Below are 26106 nucleotides of genomic sequence, written 5' to 3' on the forward strand. Positions count from 1 at the left end.
GGGATAACAAAGGCCAAAGCATTATTACAACAAGCCTAAACAATTTAGCAGCCAAATTTGTTTTAATCCTCATACCCGATGGACGATTCTTGCTGTCTGTAATATGAATTAAATCAGAGATATAGCTACATAAAGCCACAACAATTCCAAACTTCCCCCCACTTTCTTATCAAAGCCCCAAAAGCGCCATATTCACATCACTTTTTCGCTCTGAATTGGTTTGAATTAAAGGGACTTAATAATTTGGATGTCTTAATCGGCATTAGGCACTTTGTTTTGGGTGTCTTAATAGACACTCTTTGTTTTGGGTGTCTTAATAGACACTTCTTAATAGTTACTTGAGGTTGGGGCATTGACGCAATTTTGATGCTTCAAACTGCCAATAAATCGATAAAGTAATACGTCACTCTTGCACATTAGCAAAGGTTTAATGCACGTGTTTTCACTGTGTTACCCATTAAAGTCGCTATGTCAAAAATGGACTATACTTAATTTCCCTTAATATGAGATTTTTAACGATATTAGTTGTCATTGCACTTAACCCAACTAGTTGCTTTCGTTTATTTAAATTCAGGATCGAAAATATTATCTAAATTAAAAAGGAGATAGAGATGCAACGACGGGAATTTTTGAATAGTTTAGGTTTTGGGATTGGAGCGAGTATGTTGGCCCCTGGAGCTGTGCTAGCACATTCTTCAAGCACTGATATGGGGGTTTCAACAGTTCGAACCGGTGATTGGCGTGCATTGCGAAAATTGTTTCCACTGACTCACGACTACATACAGTTATCGACTTTTTTGTTGGCTTCGCACCCAAAGCCTGTAGCTGATGCTATCGAAAAACATCGACGATCTTTTGATGAAAACCCTTCTGATTACTGGCACGAAAACTTCCTAACTATCGATAGTGAAATTTCAAATAGTGCGGCTCAATATATGGGCGGTAAAGGGGAGAATATCGCCCTAACCGACAGTACCACTATGGGGCTTGCCATGGTTTACAGTGGATTAAAGTTACAAGCCGGTGAAGAAATTTTGCAAACAGTTCATGATCATTATTCAACGGATATGTCATTGGTTCATAGGGCGAATCGAAGCGGTATTAAAATCCAGCGTATTGCTCTTTATGATAATCCAGCAAAAGTGAATGTTAAGGAAGTTGTTGCCCGCTTAAAAGAAGCAATAAATGTTAACACCCGAGTTTTTGCCGCCACATGGGTTCATTCGTCGACCGGCGTTAAACTCCCTATACGAGAAATGGCCGATGAGATTGCTCGAATTAATAAAACGCGTAAGTCAGCTCAACAAATCTTATTTTGTGTGGACGGAGTTCATGGATTTGGGGTTGAAAATCAAGATGTGAGCGAACTTGGCTGTGATTTTTTCATTGCTGGTACGCATAAATGGATTTTTGGTCCTAGAGGAACTGGTGTTATTTGGGGTAACGATAAAGCTTGGGATCAGGCTGAAGCGGTTATTCCTAGCTTTAGTGCATCGTACGATGTTTGGATGGGATTGGTGAAACCAGGAAATGTGCCAGTGGGCGAACACATGTCACCGGGTGGTTTCCACTCGTTTGAGCACCGCTGGGCGTTACCCGAGGCCTTTAAATTGCATTTGCAATTAGGCAAAGAAAATGTACAAAACCGCATCCATCAATTAAACCAGCAAACCAAAGTCGGACTAGCAAAAATGCCTCATGTTACCTTATATACACCTGAGAGTAGCGCGCTTTCATCGGGTTTAGTCTGCTTTGACGTAGATGGAATAGATCCTGAAACAGTAGTAAAAAGAATGCATAAAAAAGGCATAATCATGAGTAGTACTCCTTATCGAAAAAGCTACGCCCGATTTGCACCTTCATTACTTAATAATGAACAAGAAATTGAAACAGCTTTAGCTGAAATTAGTGCTATGGGATGAAAAACTTCTTTTAAAAATAAAGAAAATAAAGAAGACACCCATCTTTAGAAAGAAAAAATAAAGAAGACACCCATCTTTAGTAATTTTTATTACGCAGTAGATTTATATAAAAATTAACAAAGTGCTTTACCTCTATATCACCTCTGAAGGCGCTTTATTTTCAAAGTGTACATATTGTTTTTTATTTTGGTAATAATGGGTGTCTTAATAAGTACTATCCAAATAGTCCTGCAAGGTGGGCAGTTCTTGCTGCCAATAATATGCGTTAAATCTGATATATATCTTAATAAAGACATAGCAATTCAAAAACCTCCGAAAATTTTAAATTCAAAACCCAAATTAACAATATTCACATGATTCTACCGTTCTGAATAAACCAGAGAATGAGGGCTTATTACTATGGGTGTCATAGTAAGAAAATATTAAATTCAAACCCCAAATTAGCAACATTCACATTATTCTACCGTTCTGAATAAACCAAAGAATGAGGGCTTATTACTATGGGTGTCTCAGTAAGAAAATGATGGGTGTCATGGTAAAAGAATGGGTGTCTCAAAAATTAGTGACATTTGTCATCGTTAATGAATGACAAAACACACTGACCTAATTTTTGCGATAGGGATAAAGTTAAACCTCAAACAAATTTGGGGAACAACAATGAAAATATCGAAAATTTTGGCTTTATCACTATGTTTAATTAGCTCAGTTAGTTCAGGCTATGTCAGCGCACAAAGCAGCAAACCGTCAGTTAAAATTACTCATCAATATGAAGCATTTAATGCAGTGGTATCCGGAGCGGGTAAGCCTATCATTTTGATTCCTGGGGTCTCTTCTTCCGCTGCTGTATGGACAGATACCATTGAGCACTTTTCTGATCGTTATCAACTTCATGCCCTTACTTTAGCTGGATTTGCCGGGGTAAAAGCCGCCGTACCAGAAACCGTTGGCGCTAACTATCTTGAATTTCAAAAGAATGCGATTTTAGACTATATCCGCACAAATAAATTAGAAGACGTTGTGATTGTCGGTCACTCTCTTGGCGGAACTTTAGCTTTGTGGTTGGCAACAGAAAAACATCCTCAAATATCAGCAATTGTGAATGTTGATGGACTACCAGCACTTGGGGCTTTATTTGCTAATCAGCAAGCACCAAGTGGCGAAACACCACGTTCATTTGATCCTAAAATCATGGTCAAATCGATGGCGAATAATGAAGCTTGGCACTCACAAATGCTAAATGAGATGATGACTTCAGACCCAATGACATCGGGACGGGCATTCGGTGAATTGATGCAATTAGATCTCAGAGATAAGCTCAATGAAATTGAGCGCCCCGTGCTTACAATTGGCGCACCGGCACAAGCAGCGCCTTATGTAAGTTATGCAGCTACAAAAAACAATTACGTCACGCAACTGGCTAATATTCCGGAAGAATTTAAGCACATGGCCTATGCCCCAACCGCTAAGCACTTCGTGATGGCTGACGAACCTGAGTGGATGCTCAGTCAAATTGAGTTGTTTCTTAAATCGAATTTATGATTTTAACCCGCAACACCAACACACTAAGTTAAGTCCTTAGTGTGTTGTTTTGAATTGTAAATCACTTCACTTACGAGGCGCTCGTGCTCAAATCAACAAGTTTTCTGTGCATTTCGAGACCGATAAAAAGTATGTTATGTTTATTCTCACAGCGCTCTTTTTAGGTGTTATTGATAAACCATCGGGTGTAGGCATATAGCGCAACCAAGTAAATTAGATATCAACACCTAAAAAAGTAGGCTCAAGGGAAGTTACAATATTTATAAGGAGATTCGATGAAACATATTTTTTGTGCTGTACTCATTATTATTGTTAGCGGCTGCGCAAGCATAAAAAGAGATTATGTATTTGATGGCTCAACAATTGAATCAACGAAGCAGGGAATTTTGTACGTAAGCAAACGTCTAAAACGTGCAGAGGAAGTTGAGTTTCTAATGGCTTTGATGGCGATACAGTTTTCAGATGTCAAAAGTTTTTATGACATAGAGGGAGACCCTACAATGACTAACGAAATCAACTATTTCATTATTGGTAAAAAAATTGACGGGTTAAATTACAACGAAGTATTAGAGTTGGCAAAATCCTCACCAACAAAAGTTAGTTTGTTTTCAAAATAACTATAATAAGGCAAAACATTGGTTGCCTCCGCCGCTTAGATACCAATCTTTTTGTGTTTTAAAACATTAGGTGCTCAAGGGAAAATGGAATTTTCGATAGATTCATCAGTTTCAGCTAACTCGCTCAGGTTCACTCATCCTGAGCATGATTATTTTATCGTCCATTCATCTGGAGTTGCTTGTGCATCCGTTCGCGTTTGCACATATACAGATGAAAAGGGGCTGCTAAATTTTTTAAATGAGTTGGCTGCATTTAACAAACCATGGAAATCAGCTCGTAAATGGGAGTCCATAGAAAGTCAGTTTAGTCTCTCTGCAATTTGCTCATCTGTTGGAGAGGTTTGTTTTTCTTTCCAGCTAAAAGGTATGCTTGGACATCCAGAAGAGTGGCAATTAAGGTCAAGTATCTTAGTTGATTTCGGACAATTGCCACATTTAGCGACCCAAGCTGATCGTTTTTTCAATCATGTTCCGACTCAATAAAAGTATCAAATATGCTTTGCTTATCAGCGGGAAACGCATGCGGTTTTACCCGTCATTGTGAGGGTTAGGGGTAGCATGAAATATCTTTTTCCATTAGCAACAATTCTACCATTTCCTGCATTTGCCGAAGTTTCGGATAAAATGCCAAGTCTTATAGAGATACTTTTCACTGGCGTTGGAATTTTTATAGTCGCTATTGCAGTTAGTTTTATTCGATGGTGGCTGAGTGCAATATTCATTTTTGTTGGTGCTTTGTACTCGATAGGTCTTATATCCTTGTGGCAAGATATACAAATGCGCAATGCCTTACTTGATGAGCAAGGTTGGTACTATTTTGCTGTTTTAGGTATAGAGCAATTTTTAATTTATGCAGGTGGATTAGGTGGTATTTATTTTGGGCATAAAGGCAAAATCAATAAACTTGTTCCCTAGGCCTAATATTGGCGGCATGCAGCCTATTTCCAATAAATACTGCCAGCAAGCTTATCTTAAAATTGTGGGGCCCTATGTGGCAAAGATATAATGAAGTCTGAGAAACCAACCATCATGGGAATGGCAGAGTTTTCACCTTCTGCAAAATGTCCAAAATGTCAGTTAATTATGTATCTTGGGAATAGGTGTCCTCACTGTGAACATTTGTTAAGTCATGCTGAGCAAAAAGCACAAAAAGAGTTTTGGATAAAAGTAAGAAATCGCGGTTATAAAAAAGGTTTTATTTTCTTTACTCTATTTTTTCTGATTTTTTGCTTAGTTTATAATTTTTAAACCAAAAGACATTACTCTTTTTGCTTCTACTATTTGTTTCGGCAATTTATTAAATCTTGAGATGATTTTGAAAACAACGTTTCTTATCTCTATATTATTTTTACTCTTGACGAGTATAGTGAATACTACCCTTGTACCGTCGATACTTATCCAATTTATCCAATTATTAAAGTCAAAACGTCAAGCAAGCTTTGGATGTATCTCATCCTGCGGTATCTATGCTTCATGAAAGTACCCAAATTATTGTTTCTGTTTCATATGTAATTGAAATTGCGACTAAAAATCCTAATCTCCACATTCCATACATCGACGAAACGTTTATTTTAAAACCCAATTGCGAGGTGTCGGTTCGCCATTAACAAACATAGGGTTTTTACAAAAAGATTTGGCAGAACTTGACGACAAGGAACTCCAGATAGCGATAAACCTTTATGGGGTGATTTATTATGCTTTCCAGGAGACTTTATTCATTATCTAAAGCGATAGTTATAATGAATGATGAAATAATCTCCAAAAGTACAGTTACGTTACAAATAGGTGTAGAACCTCAACCTAAGGACGATTATAGTAAAGTGCATAAACTTAAATTCATCAGTAATGGAATACTTGTATATGAGTTGTGTTGGTTGGATAAATAGGTCATCTAACAATTGCATCGGCTTGCACCCGTCACTTCGTTCAGTCTTATAGCTAGCATGTATTAGTCTACACTTAGTGATTTTGTGACAAGTCTTTAGCAGTCCTGCATAAATTGACGTCAGCGCAGACACACTAACTATCAGTATCAATTTCTAAGGCCGAGCTATGTCAGTCGGCCAATTTGAGAGCGATCTTCATAGAAAATTATACTTTTTCGCAAACGAATTGAAATTTAAGCCTTTTAACAACGAATTACTTTGGAGACAAGCGGTCTTGGAGAGCACTATATATACCGAAATAAATCGGCAAAACCTGATCGGTAGTCTTTGGATGGTTGCGGCTATGGGCGCATTCGCTATTGAGGACGCATTTGTTAAAGTGGCGACCAAAACGCTTCCAATTGGCGAGGTGCTTATCCTGTTCGGTCTGGGTGGCATGTTGATTTATATGGGGATGCTATACGTTAAACGTGAGCCTCTTTTTATCCCAGACGTTTTATCGCGCTCAATGTTAATACGCGTAGGCTTCGAGATAACCGGACGTATTTTTTACGTACTTGCCATCGTTTTAATTCCACTATCTACGGCTACGGTAATCTTACAAGCAACACCTCTTGTTGTGGTTGCCGGTGCTGCAATGATCTTTGGTGAAAAAGTGGGGTGGCACCGTTGGTTAGCCATTATTATGGGGCTTCTAGGGGTGATAATAATCGTTCAACCCGGTACTGATGGATTCTCTGAGTTATCTTTGCTTGCGATAATCGGAATGATCGGTTTTGCTGGTCGTGATCTCGCTAGTAGGGCTGCCCCTGTGACTATTGGAACATCACTGCTTGGTCTCTATGGATTCTTGTCGGTAGCCGTGTCTGGGTTGCTATACTCCGTTTGGGCCGATGCACCTTTTGTTGTTCCTCAAAGCGAAGCATCACTGGCTCTTGTGGGCTGCATCGTGGTCGGTGCGCTAGCTTATTCTTGTTTGATGAAAGCCATGAAAACAGGGGAAGTATCCGCTGTGACCCCTTTTAGGTACGTCCGACTTCTGTTTGGTATAGCCATGGGCATTTTGCTGTTTGGTGAAGTACTGACACCTGCGATACTGCTCGGCTCTATATTAATTGTTATGTCCGGTCTTTTTATTATCTGGCGAGGTAAGCGTCGCACACACGCTATCCACGAAAGCAATTAACCCTAGTGTGCAACCGCTATTCGCGATGCGCAGTAGTAAAGATAATTTCAATATTGGATAACGTTATAGTATTCCAGATGATTTAAACTCATGGGCTAACGACAAATAATATGATGCATAACAAGGACATTCTGTTGATTTCTTTCGCGCGTTGGGACGCATATTCTTGGGCTGATTATGACTAAAGATCAATATGTAAGCCCTGAAAATTGCCCGTTATGTAATAAACCGAATTATTGCGCTAATTTATCAAATAGCAATAAGCCCTGTTGGTGCATGGAGGAGGATATTCGCTTTCCAGAAAAGCTATTCACCCAGCTGGTAGATGCTGCTATAAATAAAGCCTGTATCTGCAAAGCCTGTGCACTTAAGCATAAAGACGAGCACTAGCAAGACAAGTTGTATTTTGAAATCTCCGAATGTTGAAAAGCGACGAATTAACTGTTGTTAACAAAGTGAAAGTAATAAAGAGCCATATCGTGTTTGCAGAGAAAACTTGCTGGCAGCACTCATCCAGAAAGTCTAAAGTAAATTAAGCTTTGTAAGGCATGCTAACAGCTGCTTTTTATTACTGAGTACTGTGTTATCGAAAATAAGGAGGTATTGATGAGCAACAAACATAACGGCTCTTGTCTTTGCGGTAGCGTAAAGTATGAGCTTAGCGGTGAATTCCAGTCGTTCTTTTTATGTTATTGCAGCCGCTGTCAGAAGGATACAGGTTCTGCTCATGCAGCCAACCTGTTTGCTAAATCCAGCACGCTAACTTGGCTACAAGGTGAAAACGAAGTTGTCAGTTATCAACACCCAAATACATTACATCAGAAGAGTTTCTGTAAAATTTGTGGTTCGGCGGTCCCAACGATTAGTCAAGAAATTGATAGCATAGTCGTTCCTGCAGGTAGTCTTGATGGCCCTGTTGCAATTTTTCCTACCGCTAAAATATTTGTGGGTAGTTGCGCAAATTGGGTAACAAATTTGAGTAATGTTACGAGCTTCGAAAAATTGCCGGGGCAATCTGACAATTAAAGACATAACAATTTGCGTAGCTGTTACCTCACCATGTTAAGCAAGTTTAGGAAACTCTGCGTAAGTTTTAGCAAAAGCTTGCTTTGCTTCGATGTGCTTTTTGCGTAACTATAGCTTTGCATGCTAATAGATCGCGTTTTATATCTGGGAGACTTTAGTGAAAACTTCATTTTTTTTACTTTTATTTGTGGCTTTATTTTCCAGCGCAACAGAGTTAAACATTGATATCGATAAAGGATTCTTAGGTGCAAAATGGCTTTCGTCTAAAGATAAGGTCATTGAAGTTTTAGGGGAGCCCAATGGTTCTTTTAGAATAAATAAACATAGGGAATTTTTGTTCTACGGTAAAAACATTGGACTTTTGATTTCTCGAAATCAATTGCGGGAAATTGTGATTGGGCAGATATTCTCCCATCATTACTACGACATGCCAGTGATTATAAATAATAAATTTAACGCTTCAGAGCTGACCATAAATAATGAAATATTTATCGAACAACCTTTCAAACAAGTTGAGAAAGCTTTGAATATTTCGTTAGGAAACCCAGGTTACAACGTTATAACGGGTACGGATGATGTCACTATTAAATTAAGTTTTAGTGGAACAAATTTTAATGGCATTGAGTCGTCCTTTAAATTGAATGAAATGAGAGTGACCTATCAATTGTGATATACCAAATCAATCAAGTGCAGCCAAACGGAAAATGGCGCATTGGGCCTGATTCGTGGTCACGTTTAGGCAATAAGTTTGTATCGATAAACCCAGTATTATGCTCAACAGAATTTACTTAAATGGCTGAACCAGACGCATTGAAAATCATGTCATTTGCTAGCCCGCAAGAACTCCGCCAGTGGCTACACTTGAAGCATGCAACTGAAAGTGAGTTGTGGGTAAATATATTCAAGAAAAACAGCGGAATTCAGAGTGTTACTTGGAACGATGTGGTCATGGAAATTTTATGTTGGGGTTGGATTGACGGTGTCAAAAAATCAATTGATGGGCAATCTTACCTTCAGCGAATCACGCCCAGAACCCCTCGAAGCAATTGGTCTAAAAGGAACACTGAGCATGTTGAACGACTGATAAACGAAGGTCGAATGATGGAACCTGGGCTGGTCCATGTTCGTGCTGCCAAAGCTGATGGGCGTTGGGAGAATGCGTATGTGGCAAGTGAAATGGAAGTGCCGGAAGATTTTATAGCTGCACTAGAACATCAGCCTATCGCCAAAGCGTTTTTTGAAACCCTTAATAAATCAAATCGTTATGTTATCGCCTATGGCCTAACAAGTGCGAAGAAAGCCGAAACTAGACAAAGACGATTTCACAAATACATGACGATGCTTGCCCAGAAGGAAAAGCCTCTTTTAGTTGCATTGGGCAGCTGAAACAGACACAAAACAAATAACTGCGTTCGCTTCGCCGATGATTTTAAGCAACTATAATTAGCCGTTTAACATGGCTTTATACACTAAGGGAAAAGCTTTGAGTAAATTCGTAATCTTTGGTAATTCAGGCTCTGGTAAGTCAACTTTAGCAAAACAATTAGCGTTGAGTAATCATTTAGCCCATTTAGATCTTGATACCGTGGCGTGGAAACCTATTATGCCACCAGAGCGACAGCCTATTTTAGAATCCAGTAAATTGATAAATGAATTTTTAGTTGCGAATAGTGGTTGGGTTATTGAAGGTTGTTATTCGGATTTGCTAGCACTGGTAACTCAACAAGCGGATGAAGTGATTTTTCTCAATTTACCCGTCTCTGCTTGCATCGAAAATGCAAAAAACCGTCCATGGGAGCCGCATAAATATGAGTCCAAAGAAGCGCAAGATAAGAATTTAGAAATGCTAATCAATTGGATTTCGCAATATACTGTTCGTACAGATAGCTTTTCGAAAGCGGCCCATGAAAAGTTATTTACAGACTTCCAAGGGAAAAAAACAATGTATGTGTCGAACGACCAACGCCGCGAAAAGTAACAGCTAACACATTGCCTTTAATAAGATTTAATCATGGTTTTCATTTTGATTATGACAGTACTATGATAATAACTCGCCTTGCTAAAAGTGCTTCATGAGGATATTTCCTTTGGCACAGAAGAGAGCGTCTCGCTATCTATTAATATTGCATTGCCAGAAGTTAGAACCGTAGATTCTCAACCGGTAATTACTTATGCCACGGTGGCTGAGTTGTGTTTTAGTACATGTTTTAACTATCCATACCTAAACTTAAACTGTTTAGCTTCGAGGCATATGCAAAAAGGATTTCAAATGCAAAGAAATAACTTACTCATTATTGCAGGCTGCTTAAGCTTTTTCGCAGCGCTGTTGCATCTTGCTTGTATCTTTGGCGGGCCTGATTGGTATCGTTTTTTTGGTGCAGGTGAAAGAATGGCCCAAATGGCAGCTGCGGGAGACACGTATCCCACAATTGCTACCTTAGTTATTGCTTCCATTCTTTTCGTTTGGGGGCTTTACGCTTTCTCTGGCGCTGGTTTAGTCTTTAAATTACCGCTTTTAAAAACATCCTTAGTGTTAATCACTGCTGTATATTTGATTCGTGGTATTGCTGGTTTGCTACTGCCTTTTGTGACATCAGATCCAGTGGTTCATCAAAACTCAATCGCTTTTTGGTTAGTTAGTTCAAGCGTTTGCTGTGTCTATGGTGTTTATTATTTGCTGGGTACAAAGCGATTGTGGCGGTAGTGCGTAGTTTTGTGCCGATTCTGCAATTCAGTGAATTAACGAATACTTTTTCGCTTTGTTATTAGCGTGCCGCTTTTTCAAATTTACTTCGCTTATATACATTCATATCAGATGAGTTCATCAACAGCTGTTCAAACAGATATTTAACAATAGTTGCACTTTTCTGCCAGTTTGGCTTAGTCTGTCGGTTGATTTTTGTACAGTGCTATTGTGCTGCCAGTTATAGCTGAAAAATCGTGATAATGAGGTCAAGTGGCCGATTGTCAAATAAGTGCTGCGAACATCAGCCCTTAGCTTTGCTGCATTGGGCGCTAGTTTTAGCCTACTGGATTGTGAAGCAAATACGGATGTAAATACGTGAATAAGGAAAGTTGAAATATGACAATAAAAATAATTGGTGCTGGTATGGGCAGAACTGGTACTGCGTCGTTAAAAGTGGCACTTGAAACCTTGGGTCTTGGGCAGTGCTACCATATGACTGAAGTACTAAAGAATCCTAAAACTGCAACAGATTGGATCAATGCGGCTGAAGGAAATGCCGACTGGGACAAAATTTTCAATGGATATACTGCAACCGTTGATAATCCGGGATGTAATTATTGGAAAGAACTTGCTGACTATTACCCTCAAGGGAAAGTTATCTTGACCGTTCGTGACGCAGACAAATGGTTTGAATCTACCAGTGAGACTATTCATTCTAGTGCCTTTGCCGGTTTCATTAAAAATAGTCCGTTTGGGGAAATGGTACAAAAAACGGTTTGGGATATCATGGAAAACCGCATGGATGATAGAAAATACATGATCGATTTTTTCAATAATCGCACAGCTGAAATTATTGACTATATTGCTCCAGAACGGTTGCTTGTATACAAGGTAAGTGAAGGCTGGGAACCACTTTGTAATTTCCTCGATATTCCAGTACCAGACACTGAGTTTCCTCGTATAAACAGTCGAGATGAGACTAAACAGGTATTAGAAAATTTGCTTGCCAGCACTGGGGATGAAGAGGCAATGGTTGCGGCCGGCCATGCAGTGCATAAAGATTGATCTTGAAGTGACAAACAATTCCACCTACTTAATCTGCTAAAAACAGTAATAGGCTGTTATGTTACTTTTAGTAAATACAGGTAACCAATGTTTGATTGGTTACCTGATTATCTTAGTTTTGCCCTGCTATCACTCCGCCATCAACATCCCAAATTGCACCAGTAACCCAACTGGTTTCATCACTTAGTAAAAAGTTAACTGTTTTGGCGATTGTTTAGTGCAAACATACATCAAGTTGCTTTACTGCTTATCTATTGTGAATTCGCCGTTATCCACTGCATTCGTCGCTGAACACTGCGCGATCACGACCTTCACTTTTAGCTATATAAAGGGCTTCATCTGCGCGCTGCAACCAAGTGTCTTCCGTGGAATCAGGTAGCCAAGACGCGACACCAAAGGACACTGTTATTTCTTTGCCATCTGGGGTTTTTAACGCATTCTTAATTGCCTGTCTGAGGTTGTTAATAAAAGTATGATGTTGATCATTTATTTGTGAAATTAGTAACACAAACTCTTCTCCGCCGAACCGATAAAGCCGATCATATTGACGAATGTGGGTTCTGGTAATAGCAACAAAACTTTTTAAAACTTCGTCGCCAACTGCATGACCGTATTTATCGTTCACCGTCTTGAAGTAATCTAAATCTAGGATCACCAATAATGGCTTGGCACCAGTGCGCTCTGAATTTGAAATGGCTGCTTTTATATCTGTGCTCATGGCTCTGCGATTAAATGCACCGGTTAGCGCATCAACCGTATTCAGGGTTTCGAGTAAACGAAATTGTTTCGCACTATGACTGGCATACACAAAGGTACTTAGTGACAGCATCAAAATGGTGACAATATAAGAGTCGAGTGAAACAGTGGCTAAAATGTCAGATAGTGCCACGATAGATGCGCCTGCAACTAAATTAACGCCAAAGGCTTCAACAGGTTTTAGCAGCATAAACGTACTTGCGAACACAGGGTAAACCCATAAAAAGCTATCAATCCCATTTGCTCTCACAATGGCTACAACACCGGCATTAATAAATACGGCTAACACCGCGCTTACCATGCGGATTTTTTTAGAGTAAAACGCATAGGCAACAAAGGCGATCATACCCAGTACCAGAGCCATATCTATGACTGCAGCGGTAACATTGCCTTCAAAATAACGAATCACCGCAAATGGAAAAACCCCCAATATTGCTACAGTAGCCAGTAACAACAATAATGACAGTTGATATTTTTGCTGTAGCTGATTAATCATAAGCTTACTCGCAGTAAAACCACAGATTATGCCTATCAGTTTGCTGGGTTTACAAGCATGAAAATTTTAATATTTGTTATTTTGGATATAATCAACCTAGTTTGATTTTAAAAGAAATCGTGAGTGGGGTAAGGGTTAAAATTCTTGCTGGGAAAGTATCAGTTATAATATCTCGAACAATTTAATCGGACTGAAAAGAGCGACCAACACCCTCGGCATTAAGATATTTACCCTCGCTAATTGATCTATCCAACTAATTTTTCGCCGCATTTTTGCATTTAGCAAAGCTTCATCCCAAATGTCCCGTTTTCACATAAATTAATGCACCGTCTTGTTTAGTAAATGGAGTATGGCGGCTGAAGTGAGGACTTCGTATCCAAGAGCCTTTAGGATAGCTGCCATGTTCGTCATGGAAGGTGCCGTCTAAAACGAAAATTTCTTCACCTCCCCAATGTTGATGACTGTTAAATTGGGTATTCGGTGCCCACTTAACTAAAGCAACTTGTTCAGTTCCAAATTGATGTAAAGGCATGACAGTCAGTCCATCGACAAGCCCTTGATGCCATGGTTGGTAAGGAGTATGAATCACCTTTTGTGCGTCATCGGTTTGCTCAAATTGATGCAGTTTGACAAAGATAACCGCGCCTTCTTTTCCAATTTTAGGTGTATGTGAGGTTCCTATCGGGTTACGCACATAAGAGCCTTGGGGATAATCTTGATGTTCATCTGCAAAAACGCCGTCGAGCACAAAAAACTCTTCTCCACCAGAGTGAGTGTGTGCTGAAAACTCACTAAATGGAGAATACCTTACAATAGAGGTGGCCCTAGCCACCTCATCGCCAATTCGGTCTAACATCATACGCTCGACACCTCGCATCGGCGATTCAACCCATTGATAATCTTCCGGACGAATCACAATACGTTGTTCAAAATCTGCGTTAATACGAGTCGTCATATTGACTTCCTACTTTGGCTCTCAGTTTATTTTCTGTCGATGTTTAGATTGCTATCTACACCCTCAATAGCAACTATCTAACTCAGGCTAATGGTTGAAACAACTCAGCTAAAGGCGAGATTATACAAGTTCTTGTTGAATGTGTGTGATTTGCTTTAATGGATTTGCGCTGTCGCTGTGGATTTCGGCGTTACTGAAGTCCACAGATAACGTCAATAACGGCTATCTCAGTAACCCCGGTAATCGCCAGTTATTTCGTGGTTTTCATGTTCGATGAAATAATTTCGACTACACTATTAATAGCTCGGATTCTGCCGCTACTACTAGTCACAATTTACTTCTGGCGGAACTGATTGGATTTAATGCTGTTATTGATAAACGCTAGATTGGTCGTTAAGGCTTTAATTTGGAGGGCGCTAGCCACTTGTTTGATTTAAGAGTCATTCTCTCACTTTTAAGTGCCTTACTGCTTTGGAGCTGTACGGTTGCACAAACCACTGCATCGCCAGTTATTGACGTTCATCTTCACGCTGCTCCCAGCAGTACTGCATCGCGATGGTATTCACTTACAACAAACGAGACAGCCGATGCGGCTCAAACGCGCTACCTGCTCGATACCTTGAATGTTCATTCCATCGTTCGAGCCGTTATCGGCGGTTCTCCTGCTGACGTTGAGCGAATTCGTAGTGCTGACCCTACTCGTTTGATAGGCAGTGTGGCATTTCCTTGTTCAGATGGGGTAGATCCAAATCTATCCCCTTGTTTTGAAAATGGTGGCGATTGGCCGGATCTAGATTGGCTGCGTCAAGAGGCTGAGGCGGGCAGAATCGGCGCAATTGGAGAGCTGTATAACGTGTATGCAGGCATTGCCCCGAATGATCCCCGCATGTGGCCATATTATGCTCTTGCGGCTGAATATAATCTGATGGTACTGGTGCACGCCGATGCAGGACCACCTCCAGAAGGGCGTGTTGCCGGATGTTGCGCGGACTTTAATGAAAGCTTAGCGTTTCCAGCACTTTACGAGCCAATTCTTGCTCGGCACCCTCAACTTCGTTTAGTTTTGTATCACGTATTTCGCCCTGATTTTGTTCAGCAAGCGTTGGTGTTGTTAGATAAGTACCCAAATGTGATGGTAGAGACATCACCAATGACCTTGGTTCCCACTCCTCTAATTCATAGCGCCATCAAGACTTTTGTTCAAGCAGGCCATGAAGACAGGATCGTTTTTGGCTCTGATTATTGGGGCGCGATTTCGGGGAGTATTGAGGTGATTGAGTCCGCTCCTTTTTTGTCTGAAAAGCAGAAACGCGCGATTCTTCACGATAACGCTGCTAGATTCTTGTCTATCGACAAAAAGCACTAAGGCTTGGAACAAACCGCTTAGGCTGAGATGCTGCTGAACTATCTAACAAAGGTTCAAATCAACGATAAAAGCTGTCATTCCTATTACTTTGGTAAAGGCTGCACTCGTTAAGTATGCAACTTAGGATAGAGTTAGGGTGTAAACTTAGTAATCAATAATTAAGTTGAAATACTGACATTCTAGAAAGTGGAAGTTAAGCAATGAAGACTGCAATTGTGATAGGGGCGACAGGATTAGTCGGCAAAAATTTGGTTGACCGATTAGCGGCAGATAAGCGCGTTGAACGGGTTGTTGCTGTTACGCGGCGTCCCATTGAATATCAATCTAACAAAATTGTTAATCAAGTCGTCAACTTTGACGAGCTAGAAAAATACGCTGATGTTTTTACCGGTGATGTTCTGTTTTCATGTCTTGGTACAACCGCGAAGCAAGCCGGTTCTGTCCAGGAACAACGGAAAGTTGATTTTGAATATCAGTATCAAGCCGCAAAAATATCCGCTGAAAATGGTGTCAGTCACTATATTCTTGTTTCATCTAGTGGTGCTAACGGGAAAAGCATCAGTCCTTATCTAAAGATGAAAGGTGAACTAGAAGACGCTGTTTGTTTATTACCTTTCAAACGAGTAAGTATATTGCAACCGTCACTGCTCATTGGCGAGCGAGAAAGTTTTCGTTTAGGTGAAACCTTGGCAAGTTGGATTCTTCCCCCTTTATGCATGCTGCCATTCTTTAAACGGTATCGTCCCATTTCTGGTGATGAGGTGGCTAAAAAAATGCTTTCAATTAGTCTGTCTTCAGGAAATGCTAAACAGATATATCGACTTGATGCGCTTTTTAGTTGATTATTTAGACGCAACTAACGCTCAAACAAGTCACATTCTAAAGAAAGAGTAATCCGTCATAAATCTGGAGAGCATAATGAAAGTTATTTTATTACTGATCGTGTTTTTAAGTGGTTGTGTCGCGACTCCCCAAAAAACCGAAGCAAAGGTTGAACCTGCCATGCAATTGGGGAATTTTTCTGTCAGTCTTGCTGTTAAAGATATATCGGTATCCCGAGCGTTTTACGAAAAACTAGGGTTCACAGTGCGTGGTGGGGATCAAGCGCAAAACTGGCTGGTCCTTCAGAATGAAAGCACAATCATCGGTTTATTTCAGGGCATGTTCGAACAGAATATTCTGACTTTTAATCCCGGTTGGGATAATGATGGAAAAGAGTTAGCGCAATTTACCGATGTTCGTACGCTACAAAAAACAATCAAAGCAAAGGGCATTAAACTCCTTGCAGAAGCTGACGAATCAACATCTGGGCCAGCCTATTTTATGCTAGAAGATCCGGATGGAAATCAAATTCTTATAGATCAGCATGTGCCGGCATTAGACTAGGCAATTAGGCTCTACAGACGCTTCATTATCGAGATGATGAGGAAAATAAGGTAAACACAAGTTAGTTCGGGCTTCTTCTTGAGTTATGGCTGGAATAACATTTACAGGTTAGCTTTTAGCGACTTAGCCTAATATTTGAATAATTTTAATTGTGTTAGCGAAGAAGTTGCTACCTATTTTGAGCTATCAATCATGCTTCAATAATTGGGAGGGAAAGGAACTTGGATTCTACGCTACTGATCATTTTGGTTTTCGGATTTATAATGAGTCTGATTGCCATCATTGGTGGGCTTTTCATTCTTTTGCCCGAGAAAATTTTGAAGATTTTGCTGAAACCAATTGTTGCTTTTGCAGCTGGTTCTTTGCTTGGGGGCGCTTTCTTTCATATGCTTCCTCATGCGCTGAAAGCCCCTCAACCTCAGAGCTTAGTATTGCTTTGGGTGGTAGTTGGGTTTACCGCTTTCTTCGCCCTTGATCAACTACTTGAGTGGCACCATTGCCATCGTTTACCTTCTGAACATGTGCAGCCATTAGGGCCCTTGTTGTTGTTCGCAGACGGGGTTCACAATCTTCTTGGAGGGCTTGCAATTGGTGCTATCTTTGTTGTGGACATCCGTGCTGGTATCGCAGCTTGGGTCGCCGCTGCATTACACGAAATTCCCCAGGAAATCGGTGACTTTGGAGCGATGGTTCATGCCGGTTTTTCAACTCGAAAAGCACTAATTTATAATTTTATATCCGCGCTAACTTTCCCTCTTGGTGGGGTTATTGCTTATAGTGTGGGACAGAGTATGAATGTGTTTTTTCTTGTGGCGTTGGGGGCCGGTAATTTTCTTTATATCGCAGGCGCAGATCTCATTCCTGAGGTTAAACGAGCCAAAGAACTTCGGGAAACGGGTGTTCGGTTCGTATTTTTTGTATTAGGTGTTTCTATCTTATATGCGGTGGCCCCGTAATGGGATATGACAACGAGGGGAGTTTGACACCCAAAATATGTACCGGCTTTTTTGGGTTTCTAGGTATATATCCTTTCGTAGCTCTATGACTGTATAAAGCACTGAATTAACTATTTAGCTTAATTCGAGGTGTAAATCACCTGCTTTGTACTTCAATTTGAAAATTAGGAATAATAATGAACAAAGTTACTAAAAAGCGTTTGTTGATAGTGGTTGGTATCATTTTTCTATGGTGGTTCTTTTTCTTTGATTTGCGGGTGTATCAATTAAATAATGTGTTGGCAGACAATAGCGAAATTGATAATTATCCATATCCCTTTAGTGTCGTCTCTTTTGATGCTGGGGTAGCTACCATATCTAGTCCACGTTCGGGGAAAGTATCAGCAGTAACCGTTTTAAAACAGCTGTTTCCTGAGCTTCGCAATGAAAGCGAAAGCTCCTTAAAAATGGTGGAAGCACAACAGATACTAGCCGCTACTCAGTCGAAAGTTGCCGAATTAATAAAGCAACAAGAGGACGTTAAACGCGTCACTTGGGAGTTAGATGAATATTGGTTGAGTAGTCACGGAATTGAAGTCTTTTAAAGCATGGAATCAAACCTAGTTGTGGCGACAACTAACGGTAAATGAGACGGCAAGTCTTACATATTAAGGAGCTCAAAGGGTTGTTAAATTTTGCAGAAAAAAATGAATATTGGTCTGATAAATTTAAAGATTTAGATTTATCAGATGAAGAAATATGCTCGAAAGAGTTTGAAGGCTGTACCTTTGACCGTTGTAACTTCAGCAACACGGCTTTTGTTAGGTGCGTTTTTACAGATTGTGAGTTTACTGATTGTAATTTAAGTAATAGCAAAATTGAATACAGTCAATTTTCAGATGTTTGTTTTCGAGATTCAAAATTAATCGGTATTGATTGGACTAAAGCGGCTTGGTCAGAGTTAATATATAACTCGCCAATTAAGTTCTACAAATCGATTCTTAACGATAGTTCGTTTTACGGACTCTGTTTACAAGATTTAGTGCTGCAGGAGTGCAAGGCGCTTAACGTCGACTTTCGAGAAGGTGATCTTAGTCATTCAAACTTTACCTATACCGAACTGCAAGGCAGCTTTTTTGATAATACAAACTTGTCGGGTGTAGATTTTTCAGAAGCCACTGACTACAACATTGATATTTATCGTAACAAACTCAAAAACGCCAAATTTAGTCGCTTTGAGGCGGTTAGATTACTTGAAAGCCTTGATATTCAACTCGTTGATTGAATAAACGTTTTCAAAATAGATTACATTAGATTTTGTTGTACATTTGCACTTTAGTTAGGCGTAAATTAGGAGCGCTATGAAGATTACGAATTTTTTCATTTTGGTTTTATGTTTGGTTGGTAGCCATAATCTACTTGCCGAGACTAAACTTGAAATAATTGCTAAAAGTAAGTTTACGATTGGTGACACTATCGAGTTTCATTCCCTTGTTTTAGATGAAAATCGAATCCTTAACATTTATCTTCCTAGCAGCTATGACGCGGCTATTGATAAACATTATCCGGTGATTTATCTGCTTGATGGATCTGCCTCTGAAGATTTTATTCATTTAGCCGGTTTAGTCCAATTTGGCTCATTTTCTTGGATAAATCAGCTCCCAGAAAGCATTGTTGTAGGTATTGAAAATGTTGATAGAAAGCGCGATTTTACCTACCCCTCTAATAACCTTTTAGATCAAAAAGACTTTCCAACAAGTGGAGGCTCTGAACAATTTATTCAGTTTATCGGTACAGAAATCCAACCATTGATTGCGAAAAATTATCGAGCAAATGCCAGTAAAACCATTATTGGTCAATCATTAGGAGGATTGCTGGCCACTGAAATTTTGTTCAAAAAGCCTAATCTATTTGATAACTATATTATTATCAGCCCGAGTTTATGGTGGGATGATGAGTCACTATTAAAATTCACAGCATTAACCTCAAGTTCGCCTAAATCCATTTATATAGGCGTAGGGAAAGAGGGTGAAATAATGGAGCGAGTAGCAAAAGCGCTATTTGAAAAAGTTATAGCAAATAAACCTTCGCACGATGCCGTTTTTTTTAATTATTTTGAGCAACTAAGTCATGGCGACACTTTGCATTTAGCAGTTTATGACGCATTTGATAAGATATTTAGAAGCAAAAAAGAGTAAGCATAGTTGTTTAATCAGCAGGTCAGAAATCCAAATTTTGGCTTAAATTACGTTGAGAATTCCCGATGAAAAAGAAAATTATCGCAGCTTTACAGATTGGCTCTTCCTCCCAAGGAACGGCGCAAACGTTACAGCTGATCTTAGGTTATAAAGAGCGTATTTTAGATTCCAAATGTGATTTGTTAGTGATGCCAGAAGCGCTTTTGGGTGGCTACCCCAAGGGAGCTGACTTTGGCACTAAAGTGGGATATCGAACGGAGCAAGGGCGTGAAGACTTTTTACATTACTGGCAGCAAGCAATTGATATTGATGGTCCGGAAGTGCAAGAGTTGGTTGAACTGGCAAAAAGTTGTAATACGTCAATCGTGATAGGGATTATCGAGCGCGGTGGTTCAACTCTTTATTGCACGGCGTTATTCATTACCGAAAAAGGTGAAATTAGTAAGCATCGTAAATTGATGCCCACCGCCAGTGAACGGTTAATCTGGGGGCAAGGTGATGGTTCGACATTACCCGTGTTAGAGGTATCTGCAGGGCGTATTGGTGCGGCCATATGCTGGGAGAATTACATGCCGTTGTTACGCTCAGCAATGTATGCCAAAGGTATTGAAATTTGGTGTGCACCAACGGTTGACGATCGCGATATATGGCAGGCAAGCATGCAACACATCGCTTATGAAGGACGCTGCTTTTTAGTCAGTGCTTGTCAATATCAATCCTCACCGACTGCAGAAAACAGCCTAGATCCATCTTGGCCAAAGGATAAACCTCTAATTAGAGGCGGTAGCGTGATTATTTCACCTATGGGTGAGATACTAGCGGGCCCTTTATACAATGAAGAGGGATTAATATGTGCTGAGATTGATTTAGACGAGATTGTTAAAGCTCGATATGATTTAGATCCCGCTGGGCACTATTCCCGTCCAGATATCTTTCAACTAACCGTTAACGAGCAAGCTCGCCCAGCGGCAACAATTGTGAAGACTGAAAATAACAATTAGTGATGTTTTGCTTGGCTAAAAATGGCAAAATAATAGACCTTCATCTTTGCTTCAATTGGCAAATTATTTTCATCAATAAGTCGAGTTTTATCAATTGCAATATTCACAACGTGCGCAAGCCATTTCCCCTTTCTTCGCTATGGCTTTTGGCGCTAAAGCTGCCGAGTTAGAAGCCCAAGGCCATCATATCGTTAAGTTAAACATTGGGGAGCCAGATTTTGGTGCGCCACCTGATGTATTACGCTCCATGCAAACTTTAGCAACCACTGCTCCACTGCCTTATACCTCAGCTTTAGGTTTGCCTGAATTGCGCGCGGCCATAGCGGGTTTTTATAAGACCGCCCACAATGTTGATTTAAATCCTAATCGTGTTGTGGTTACTGCAGGAGCTTCTGCGGCCTTGTTACTGTTATCTGCGGCATTTGTTGATCCCGGTGATAACGTCATTATGGGTGACCCCTGCTATCCCTGTAATCGTCAGTTTATCAAGAGCTTTGGCGGCAGTGTGCAACTGGTGCCAACTCAAGCACAGTCGCGTTTTCAATTGAACATGGCGTTACTTGAAAAGCATTGGCAAGCGGGCACTCGTGGTTTAATGCTCGCTACGCCGTCTAATCCTACAGGTACGGCTGTCGCGCCTGATGAACTGGCGGCAATGTGTGAATTTGCGAAAAGCCGTGGAGCGTGGCGCATTATTGATGAAATCTATCTAAATTTGCATCATGGAAACGTTGGCACACAACCTGTCACGGCTCTGTCATTTGATGATGAGGCGTTAGTCATCAACAGTTTTTCGAAGTATTTCGGTATGACAGGTTGGCGATTAGGCTGGTGCGTGGTGCCTGAACGTGCGATACCAGTGATGGAGCGTATGGCGCAAAACTATTATATCTGTCCATCGACTTTAGCGCAAAAAGCAGCGCTAGCCTGTTTTACTCCAGCGTCTATTGCGGTCTGTGAGTCACGTCGAGAAACGCTTAAATCCCGCAAAGAATTGGTGCTGGCGGGGTTGAAAAAATGTAATTTGCAGGTGCCCGTTCAGCCTGACGGTGCTTTTTATGTTTATATTGATGTCAGCCGCACCGGGTTCACCGCGATGGATTTTTGTGAACGTGTATTGCAAGATGCGCACGTGGCGTTAACGCCAGGCAATGATTTTGGTGAGTATCAAGGGGATCATTTTGTGCGCCTATCATTTGCTTCTGCTGAATCAGAGTTAGAGGAAGGCTTGCAAAGGCTCGCAGGCTTTATGAAAAAACTGATGGTTTGAAACTAAGGGTCTCAACGGGCAATTATGAATTGCAGTTCAAGTGAAAAGTTTTTAATTGTTGAGTTTCTCGTTTTGTTGATTTTTTCGTTTAACAGGCTCTGAAGCCGCTGTTTTAGTTCGTAACATGGGTAAATAAAGGTCTTTTATGAGTTTAAAAAATCGTGAGTACGGGGTAGGAAACAATTCTTACCTTATGGCGGGTGAATTACCTGGCATAACTAAACTGGTCGATGCGTTCTACGAGAATATGACTGTGCTCGGTGAAGCCCAAAAGATTAGAAATATGCACTCAAATGATTTAACGGAGTCTCGTAAAAAGTTGACTTATTTTTTATCCGGTTGGCTTGGTGGTCCTAAATTGTATGCCGAGCATTACGGGGCTATTAACATTCCTTTTGCACACAGACACTTGTCTGTTGGCGTTGAGGAAAGAGATGCTTGGCTTTTATGTATGCAAAAAGCCGTAGATGAACAACCTTATGAAGCCTCGTTTAAAGTGTATTTGATGGAGCAACTAAGGGTTCCAGCTGAACGAATTAGAGTGGTTTCTAAAGGTTAACCATCCTTCGAAAAAAGCTATGGGGTAAATCTATCACTTTGACTTCTTAGCTATGATATCTATGCTCGCGATAGCTATATCCGTAGCTAAACATGCGATGTGTAAAGCAAAGTTAAAGCGCTATTCGGGGGAGTTACCCTATTTCCGCAGGCTTTCCTGTGATGCTTCAATGGTTAGAATTTTGCTATAAATCTCCTCAGCTTCGTAGGTCAGTTGAGAGTAACTTCGAATATCACCTTTTCGCTGGGCATGCATGGCCTGCTCTAATTTTAAAGCATGTTCCTTTCTGAGTTTCTTGGTTGGGTCGCTCTTAAATATTGAAAACATAAACTAGTTCCTTTTTGTCTTGGATTTTATACGTGAGAATATGCAAATAGTTCATAAATTAGAGTGTGAAAAATGGCTAAGTTCCGATAAATTGATGAAAAACAATATAACCTGAATTTACATTCGATTGATGATTATGCCGCTACAATAGTTAAACGGGCTGTAATTGCACAGGGTAATAGTTTGAATTTAATAAAATTGTTGGTCGTTTTCAGCGTCACATTGCTAGCAGCATGCACAACGGGGCAGCTTTCTTATGTGGACGCTAAAGGCAATCAAAAACTCGCTTGTGAGGTTGAATTTGTCGGTTTACCAAGTGTTGATAAGTATGCGGTGGAGTACGCACTTAGTCTGTGTGCAAAGAATATTGTTAAAAACGGGCATAGCATAAGCGAAACACATCTTCTTGAGATAGATACTAGCATTCCAGATCCACCATGTGGAGAAATCTGGACTCATGCATTCGCCAAACAAGAATATAAAAAAGCAGCGCTTTCTAAAAAACAGTACGGTTATTTAGTCGCGCATATTGATTTACGGTTAGCTGTTATCAATCAATGTCGTTAAGCCATTATTTTAAGGGTTCACACTCGAGTCTCTCAGGATTTTTGTAATTACAGTGCCACTAAATTTAGTGGCTTACTTTGCTGCTGTATTTTCGATTAGTTGCAGCGTTATAAAGGATTTAGCATGAATGTAGATAAAGCGAAAAAGCGCATTGCGAAACAGGTAAAAAAGGGGTTTAAAGGTTATCCAACAATTACCTTGGAATATTTTGGTCAAAGTACCGATAAAGCTACCGAAGTTGCCGTTCAATTTTTATTAGAAGAGGGTGCAGAGGTGCAAGAAGAGCGCTTTTCAAGCAAAACCGATGCGAGGGTTGATGAGGTTATTCAATCCGCATTAGTCAAAATCATCGAACGCGCTAATGCCAACTCTGTTATGGAAATTGAAACGGTTTCCATTCTTTGAATTTAATATTAAATGTATGAGTGCAGTGTCAGTAACTAAATAGTTAAAAGTGGCTATAAACAGACAAGGTGATTGTACAGAGCTTTTGCGCTATTCCTCTACCCCCGCTTTAGTACTTCGTTGGGTTTGTGGCTAGCTAATATTTAAAACGCAGAAACGTAGAATATTCTATAGAATTTGGTATCTTATGGTCAGTTATATACATCGCTATTTTTGCCATTCGACCTGCATATCATTATCGTTAAAACATAATTTGTGCTTTGTATAATGACATATCTGACAATAGTAAAACAGTTAACCAAAAGACTTTAACAATTAATCCAATGGGGCTCTGCCGCCCCCCGAAATACTCAATACAAGGAGAGTGATATGAATGATAATAAAGAAGAATATTGGGGAATGCCGTTAAACACTTACTGTATGTTAATTCATTTAAGTCAGTTAACTAGTATTATCATACCAGGCTTGGGTTTTATCTTACCCATCGTCATGTGGGCTACCAATAAAGATAAAAATGAACTTATTGACGTACATGGAAAGATAACCGTTAATTGGCTGATTAGTGTTTTTATTTATTCGATAGTGTGCGCTATTTTAGTGTTTGTATTTATCGGTGTTTTAGGGCTTATTGTGTTGGCCGTACTTAATTTAGTGTTTGCCATTATTGCTGCAATCAAAGCCAATAATGGAGAGGTTTGGGTGTACCCTCTTAGTATCAAATTTATTAAATAAGCGGATCGCGCAGGCCACAGAAAAGACTTAGAGAGCTTCTCTATTCTGTCTGTGGCTATATCGTCATTACAGCTGATGTCTTTGAGTTTTTAGCGCTAATAACCTAACTAAAATATTATCCCTACTCAAAAGTTAAAGTTGAGAATTTATCGCATACCGCAAGGAGGTTGTATCCCATGGTAAATATTAATCCGATAGCCAATCGTGCTTTTACCCAAAGACATGGAGTTACTCTTAGGGGCGTCATTGTTGGTTTTATCACGCTGCAGCTGAGTGTATTAGCTGGATGTACTACAACGACGAATCAGAATATATCAACGCCTGACTATGACGTGGCCTTCAGTTGTGTCAACGGTGAGAACTTACGAGTGCGTTTTTACACTGAGCAAGAAGTGGCAGTGTTGTTGCGAAATTCAGATGAAATTAAGTTGTTTCAGCAAAAAAGTGGTTCGGGATTCATTTACAGCAATGGCCCTAATACTATTCGTGGAAAAGGCGATAATCTGACTGTTGAAATTGGTAGGATGATGCCCATTGAGTGCGTCAAACAGTAGACTGTTTTTTAGGCATTAGCACAGCAATCATTAACCTAAATTGAATGATTTTTCTTTATACAGCAAATAGTTAATCTTGCTCTACTTGAATTAAAACCGCACGAAACCCATATTAACTTAAACCCTGCACTTTCAATGTTTGAAGGTAATAATGTAGGTTTTCATTGAGGTTTAAGATGACAGATTCAGTTATTCAAATTGTGTGTTCACATTGTAATGCGAAAAACCGCCTTCCCAAAGCCAAGCTTGATGATAAACCTCTATGTGGGAAGTGCAAAAAACCGGTGCTTTCTAACCATCCTGTTATCGCTACCGACCAGAATTTTAACCGTTTTATTACCGATAACGGTTTACCCGTAGTGGTTGATTTCTGGGCATCATGGTGTGGCCCATGCAAACAATTTGCACCCACTTTTGAACAAGTGGCGAGTGAAATGTCTACTCAAGCCTGTTTTCTAAAATTAGATACAGAGCATAATCAGCACACGGCTGGTGGCTATCAAATTCGTTCTATTCCAACGTTAATGATATTCCATCATGGCAAGGAGGTTGCGCGTTTGTCAGGGGCGTTACCAAAACCTCAATTTAAACAGTGGTTAGCGCAAAACTTACCCGCAGTGTAACAATGGAAACGTTAATTTCCATTGTTCATTTTCCATAGGCGATTGCCAG

The 26106-nt window shown here is 40.1% G+C and carries 32 protein-coding genes and 1 pseudogene; 29 read left to right on the forward strand and 4 right to left on the reverse strand.

Features of this window, described 5'->3' with window-relative positions; all coding sequences use genetic code 11:
- The first annotated feature begins 611 nt into the window (after positions 1 to 611).
- From KO530_RS06805 to KO530_RS06870, 14 genes are all read left to right on the forward strand, one after another.
- Entirely contained in the window at positions 612 to 1922 is a 1311-nt protein-coding gene (locus KO530_RS06805) for an aminotransferase class V-fold PLP-dependent enzyme (RefSeq protein WP_216047668.1), read from the forward strand.
- 657 nt (positions 1923 to 2579) lie between these two features.
- Complete coding sequence (locus KO530_RS06810) at positions 2580 to 3461, forward strand: alpha/beta fold hydrolase (protein ID WP_216047669.1); 882 nt, start codon at positions 2580 to 2582, stop codon at positions 3459 to 3461.
- A 275-nt stretch (positions 3462 to 3736) separates the two neighbouring features.
- Positions 3737 to 4078 (forward strand): DUF6694 family lipoprotein, encoded by a 342-nt coding sequence (locus tag KO530_RS06815; protein ID WP_216047670.1) that lies wholly within the window; start codon positions 3737 to 3739, stop codon positions 4076 to 4078.
- A gap of 84 nt (positions 4079 to 4162) precedes the next feature.
- Positions 4163 to 4561 carry a DUF6228 family protein gene (locus KO530_RS06820; protein WP_216047671.1) on the forward strand — a complete coding sequence of 133 codons (399 nt, stop codon included), beginning with the start codon at positions 4163 to 4165 and terminating at the stop codon, positions 4559 to 4561.
- 75 nt (positions 4562 to 4636) lie between these two features.
- A complete protein-coding gene (locus tag KO530_RS06825; RefSeq protein ID WP_216047672.1) occupies positions 4637 to 4993 on the forward strand; it encodes a hypothetical protein in 357 nt (118 codons plus the stop codon).
- 90 nt (positions 4994 to 5083) lie between these two features.
- Positions 5084 to 5326 carry a hypothetical protein gene (locus KO530_RS06830; protein ID WP_216047673.1) on the forward strand — a complete coding sequence of 81 codons (243 nt, stop codon included), beginning with the start codon at positions 5084 to 5086 and terminating at the stop codon, positions 5324 to 5326.
- A gap of 912 nt (positions 5327 to 6238) precedes the next feature.
- A complete protein-coding gene (locus KO530_RS06835; protein WP_252728960.1) occupies positions 6239 to 7150 on the forward strand; it encodes a DMT family transporter in 912 nt (303 codons plus the stop codon).
- A 177-nt stretch (positions 7151 to 7327) separates the two neighbouring features.
- Positions 7328 to 7540, forward strand: a complete 213-nt coding sequence (locus tag KO530_RS06840; protein ID WP_216047675.1) for a cysteine-rich CWC family protein — start codon at positions 7328 to 7330, stop codon at positions 7538 to 7540.
- A 216-nt stretch (positions 7541 to 7756) separates the two neighbouring features.
- Positions 7757 to 8176: a GFA family protein gene (locus tag KO530_RS06845; RefSeq protein ID WP_216047676.1), complete on the forward strand. Its 420-nt coding sequence runs from the start codon at positions 7757 to 7759 to the stop codon at positions 8174 to 8176.
- A 157-nt stretch (positions 8177 to 8333) separates the two neighbouring features.
- On the forward strand, positions 8334 to 8846 hold the full coding sequence (locus KO530_RS06850; RefSeq protein WP_216047677.1) for a hypothetical protein: 513 nt from the start codon (positions 8334 to 8336) through the stop codon (positions 8844 to 8846).
- 122 nt (positions 8847 to 8968) lie between these two features.
- Positions 8969 to 9562 (forward strand): YdeI/OmpD-associated family protein, encoded by a 594-nt coding sequence (locus tag KO530_RS06855; RefSeq protein ID WP_216047678.1) that lies wholly within the window; start codon positions 8969 to 8971, stop codon positions 9560 to 9562.
- A gap of 97 nt (positions 9563 to 9659) precedes the next feature.
- Complete coding sequence (locus tag KO530_RS06860; protein ID WP_216047679.1) at positions 9660 to 10154, forward strand: AAA family ATPase; 495 nt, start codon at positions 9660 to 9662, stop codon at positions 10152 to 10154.
- 291 nt (positions 10155 to 10445) lie between these two features.
- On the forward strand, positions 10446 to 10880 hold the full coding sequence (locus tag KO530_RS06865) for a hypothetical protein (RefSeq protein ID WP_216047680.1): 435 nt from the start codon (positions 10446 to 10448) through the stop codon (positions 10878 to 10880).
- Between the two features lie 378 nt (positions 10881 to 11258).
- Complete coding sequence (locus tag KO530_RS06870; RefSeq protein ID WP_216047681.1) at positions 11259 to 11927, forward strand: sulfotransferase family protein; 669 nt, start codon at positions 11259 to 11261, stop codon at positions 11925 to 11927.
- Between the two features lie 112 nt (positions 11928 to 12039).
- On the opposite strand, the pseudogene KO530_RS21905 reads toward KO530_RS06870, so the two are convergent.
- The 3 genes and pseudogenes from KO530_RS21905 to KO530_RS06880 all read right to left on the reverse strand — a co-directional run.
- A pseudogene (locus KO530_RS21905) lies at positions 12040 to 12126 on the reverse strand (sugar dehydrogenase); the annotation flags it as partial.
- 69 nt (positions 12127 to 12195) lie between these two features.
- Positions 12196 to 13179 (reverse strand): GGDEF domain-containing protein, encoded by a 984-nt coding sequence (locus tag KO530_RS06875; protein ID WP_216047682.1) that lies wholly within the window; start codon positions 13177 to 13179, stop codon positions 12196 to 12198.
- Between the two features lie 289 nt (positions 13180 to 13468).
- Entirely contained in the window at positions 13469 to 14134 is a 666-nt protein-coding gene (locus tag KO530_RS06880) for a cupin domain-containing protein (protein ID WP_216047683.1), read from the reverse strand.
- A gap of 424 nt (positions 14135 to 14558) precedes the next feature.
- Here KO530_RS06880 and KO530_RS06885 point away from each other — a divergent pair, with 424 nt between their 5' ends.
- From KO530_RS06885 to KO530_RS06930, 10 genes are all read left to right on the forward strand, one after another.
- The gene (locus KO530_RS06885; protein WP_216047684.1) at positions 14559 to 15500 is read left to right on the forward strand and encodes an amidohydrolase family protein; all 942 of its coding nucleotides are present in this window, start codon (positions 14559 to 14561) and stop codon (positions 15498 to 15500) included.
- A 200-nt stretch (positions 15501 to 15700) separates the two neighbouring features.
- Entirely contained in the window at positions 15701 to 16342 is a 642-nt protein-coding gene (locus tag KO530_RS06890) for an NAD(P)H-binding protein (RefSeq protein ID WP_216047685.1), read from the forward strand.
- 160 nt (positions 16343 to 16502) lie between these two features.
- A complete protein-coding gene (locus tag KO530_RS06895) occupies positions 16503 to 16886 on the forward strand; it encodes a VOC family protein (RefSeq protein WP_216047905.1) in 384 nt (127 codons plus the stop codon).
- A gap of 245 nt (positions 16887 to 17131) precedes the next feature.
- On the forward strand, positions 17132 to 17842 hold the full coding sequence (locus KO530_RS06900; protein WP_289847875.1) for a ZIP family metal transporter: 711 nt from the start codon (positions 17132 to 17134) through the stop codon (positions 17840 to 17842).
- Positions 17843 to 18018: 176 nt separating this feature from the next.
- Complete coding sequence (locus tag KO530_RS06905) at positions 18019 to 18426, forward strand: hypothetical protein (protein ID WP_216047687.1); 408 nt, start codon at positions 18019 to 18021, stop codon at positions 18424 to 18426.
- An 80-nt stretch (positions 18427 to 18506) separates the two neighbouring features.
- Positions 18507 to 19106 carry a pentapeptide repeat-containing protein gene (locus tag KO530_RS06910; protein WP_216047688.1) on the forward strand — a complete coding sequence of 200 codons (600 nt, stop codon included), beginning with the start codon at positions 18507 to 18509 and terminating at the stop codon, positions 19104 to 19106.
- 76 nt (positions 19107 to 19182) lie between these two features.
- Positions 19183 to 20019, forward strand: a complete 837-nt coding sequence (locus tag KO530_RS06915; protein ID WP_216047689.1) for an alpha/beta hydrolase — start codon at positions 19183 to 19185, stop codon at positions 20017 to 20019.
- Positions 20020 to 20084: 65 nt separating this feature from the next.
- The gene (locus KO530_RS06920) at positions 20085 to 21020 is read left to right on the forward strand and encodes a carbon-nitrogen hydrolase family protein (protein ID WP_216047690.1); all 936 of its coding nucleotides are present in this window, start codon (positions 20085 to 20087) and stop codon (positions 21018 to 21020) included.
- Between the two features lie 94 nt (positions 21021 to 21114).
- Positions 21115 to 22290, forward strand: coding sequence for an aminotransferase class I/II-fold pyridoxal phosphate-dependent enzyme (locus KO530_RS06925; protein ID WP_216047691.1), 1176 nt, complete (start codon positions 21115 to 21117; stop codon positions 22288 to 22290).
- A 145-nt stretch (positions 22291 to 22435) separates the two neighbouring features.
- The gene (locus tag KO530_RS06930) at positions 22436 to 22849 is read left to right on the forward strand and encodes a group II truncated hemoglobin (RefSeq protein WP_216047692.1); all 414 of its coding nucleotides are present in this window, start codon (positions 22436 to 22438) and stop codon (positions 22847 to 22849) included.
- Between the two features lie 138 nt (positions 22850 to 22987).
- Here the strand turns inward: KO530_RS06930 and KO530_RS06935 are convergent, their stop codons facing one another.
- Complete coding sequence (locus tag KO530_RS06935; RefSeq protein ID WP_216047693.1) at positions 22988 to 23176, reverse strand: DUF6435 family protein; 189 nt, start codon at positions 23174 to 23176, stop codon at positions 22988 to 22990.
- A gap of 183 nt (positions 23177 to 23359) precedes the next feature.
- On the opposite strand from KO530_RS06935, the gene KO530_RS06940 reads away from it, so the two are divergent.
- From KO530_RS06940 to trxC, 5 genes are all read left to right on the forward strand, one after another.
- On the forward strand, positions 23360 to 23743 hold the full coding sequence (locus tag KO530_RS06940) for a hypothetical protein (protein WP_216047694.1): 384 nt from the start codon (positions 23360 to 23362) through the stop codon (positions 23741 to 23743).
- A 123-nt stretch (positions 23744 to 23866) separates the two neighbouring features.
- On the forward strand, positions 23867 to 24148 hold the full coding sequence (locus tag KO530_RS06945; protein ID WP_216047695.1) for a hypothetical protein: 282 nt from the start codon (positions 23867 to 23869) through the stop codon (positions 24146 to 24148).
- Between the two features lie 369 nt (positions 24149 to 24517).
- On the forward strand, positions 24518 to 24880 hold the full coding sequence (locus KO530_RS06950; protein WP_216047696.1) for a DUF4870 domain-containing protein: 363 nt from the start codon (positions 24518 to 24520) through the stop codon (positions 24878 to 24880).
- A 176-nt stretch (positions 24881 to 25056) separates the two neighbouring features.
- Positions 25057 to 25434: an MliC family protein gene (locus KO530_RS06955; protein WP_216047697.1), complete on the forward strand. Its 378-nt coding sequence runs from the start codon at positions 25057 to 25059 to the stop codon at positions 25432 to 25434.
- Positions 25435 to 25610: 176 nt separating this feature from the next.
- Positions 25611 to 26057: a thioredoxin TrxC gene (gene trxC, locus KO530_RS06960; RefSeq protein WP_252728962.1), complete on the forward strand. Its 447-nt coding sequence runs from the start codon at positions 25611 to 25613 to the stop codon at positions 26055 to 26057.
- Positions 26058 to 26106: the final 49 nt, after the last annotated feature.

The organism is Aliiglaciecola lipolytica (assembly GCF_018860635.1).
GTDB classification, from domain to species: Bacteria; Pseudomonadota; Gammaproteobacteria; order Enterobacterales; family Alteromonadaceae; genus Aliiglaciecola; species Aliiglaciecola lipolytica_A.

Coding starts and splice junctions, on each gene's coding strand:
- KO530_RS06805 (WP_216047668.1), top strand. CDS start 612: ATGCAACGACGGGAATTTTTGAATAGTTTAGGTTTTGGGATTGGAGCG.
- KO530_RS06810 (WP_216047669.1), top strand. CDS start 2,580: ATGAAAATATCGAAAATTTTGGCTTTATCACTATGTTTAATTAGCTCA.
- KO530_RS06815 (WP_216047670.1), top strand. CDS start 3,737: ATGAAACATATTTTTTGTGCTGTACTCATTATTATTGTTAGCGGCTGC.
- KO530_RS06820 (WP_216047671.1), top strand. CDS start 4,163: ATGGAATTTTCGATAGATTCATCAGTTTCAGCTAACTCGCTCAGGTTC.
- KO530_RS06825 (WP_216047672.1), top strand. CDS start 4,637: ATGAAATATCTTTTTCCATTAGCAACAATTCTACCATTTCCTGCATTT.
- KO530_RS06830 (WP_216047673.1), top strand. CDS start 5,084: ATGAAGTCTGAGAAACCAACCATCATGGGAATGGCAGAGTTTTCACCT.
- KO530_RS06840 (WP_216047675.1), top strand. CDS start 7,328: ATGACTAAAGATCAATATGTAAGCCCTGAAAATTGCCCGTTATGTAAT.
- KO530_RS06845 (WP_216047676.1), top strand. CDS start 7,757: ATGAGCAACAAACATAACGGCTCTTGTCTTTGCGGTAGCGTAAAGTAT.
- KO530_RS06855 (WP_216047678.1), top strand. CDS start 8,969: ATGGCTGAACCAGACGCATTGAAAATCATGTCATTTGCTAGCCCGCAA.
- KO530_RS06865 (WP_216047680.1), top strand. CDS start 10,446: ATGCAAAGAAATAACTTACTCATTATTGCAGGCTGCTTAAGCTTTTTC.
- KO530_RS06870 (WP_216047681.1), top strand. CDS start 11,259: ATGACAATAAAAATAATTGGTGCTGGTATGGGCAGAACTGGTACTGCG.
- KO530_RS06875 (WP_216047682.1), bottom strand. CDS start 13,179: ATGATTAATCAGCTACAGCAAAAATATCAACTGTCATTATTGTTGTTA.
- KO530_RS06880 (WP_216047683.1), bottom strand. CDS start 14,134: ATGACGACTCGTATTAACGCAGATTTTGAACAACGTATTGTGATTCGT.
- KO530_RS06890 (WP_216047685.1), top strand. CDS start 15,701: ATGAAGACTGCAATTGTGATAGGGGCGACAGGATTAGTCGGCAAAAAT.
- KO530_RS06895 (WP_216047905.1), top strand. CDS start 16,503: ATGCAATTGGGGAATTTTTCTGTCAGTCTTGCTGTTAAAGATATATCG.
- KO530_RS06905 (WP_216047687.1), top strand. CDS start 18,019: ATGAACAAAGTTACTAAAAAGCGTTTGTTGATAGTGGTTGGTATCATT.
- KO530_RS06915 (WP_216047689.1), top strand. CDS start 19,183: ATGAAGATTACGAATTTTTTCATTTTGGTTTTATGTTTGGTTGGTAGC.
- KO530_RS06920 (WP_216047690.1), top strand. CDS start 20,085: ATGAAAAAGAAAATTATCGCAGCTTTACAGATTGGCTCTTCCTCCCAA.
- KO530_RS06930 (WP_216047692.1), top strand. CDS start 22,436: ATGAGTTTAAAAAATCGTGAGTACGGGGTAGGAAACAATTCTTACCTT.
- KO530_RS06935 (WP_216047693.1), bottom strand. CDS start 23,176: ATGTTTTCAATATTTAAGAGCGACCCAACCAAGAAACTCAGAAAGGAA.
- KO530_RS06945 (WP_216047695.1), top strand. CDS start 23,867: ATGAATGTAGATAAAGCGAAAAAGCGCATTGCGAAACAGGTAAAAAAG.
- KO530_RS06950 (WP_216047696.1), top strand. CDS start 24,518: ATGAATGATAATAAAGAAGAATATTGGGGAATGCCGTTAAACACTTAC.
- KO530_RS06955 (WP_216047697.1), top strand. CDS start 25,057: ATGGTAAATATTAATCCGATAGCCAATCGTGCTTTTACCCAAAGACAT.
- trxC (WP_252728962.1), top strand. CDS start 25,611: ATGACAGATTCAGTTATTCAAATTGTGTGTTCACATTGTAATGCGAAA.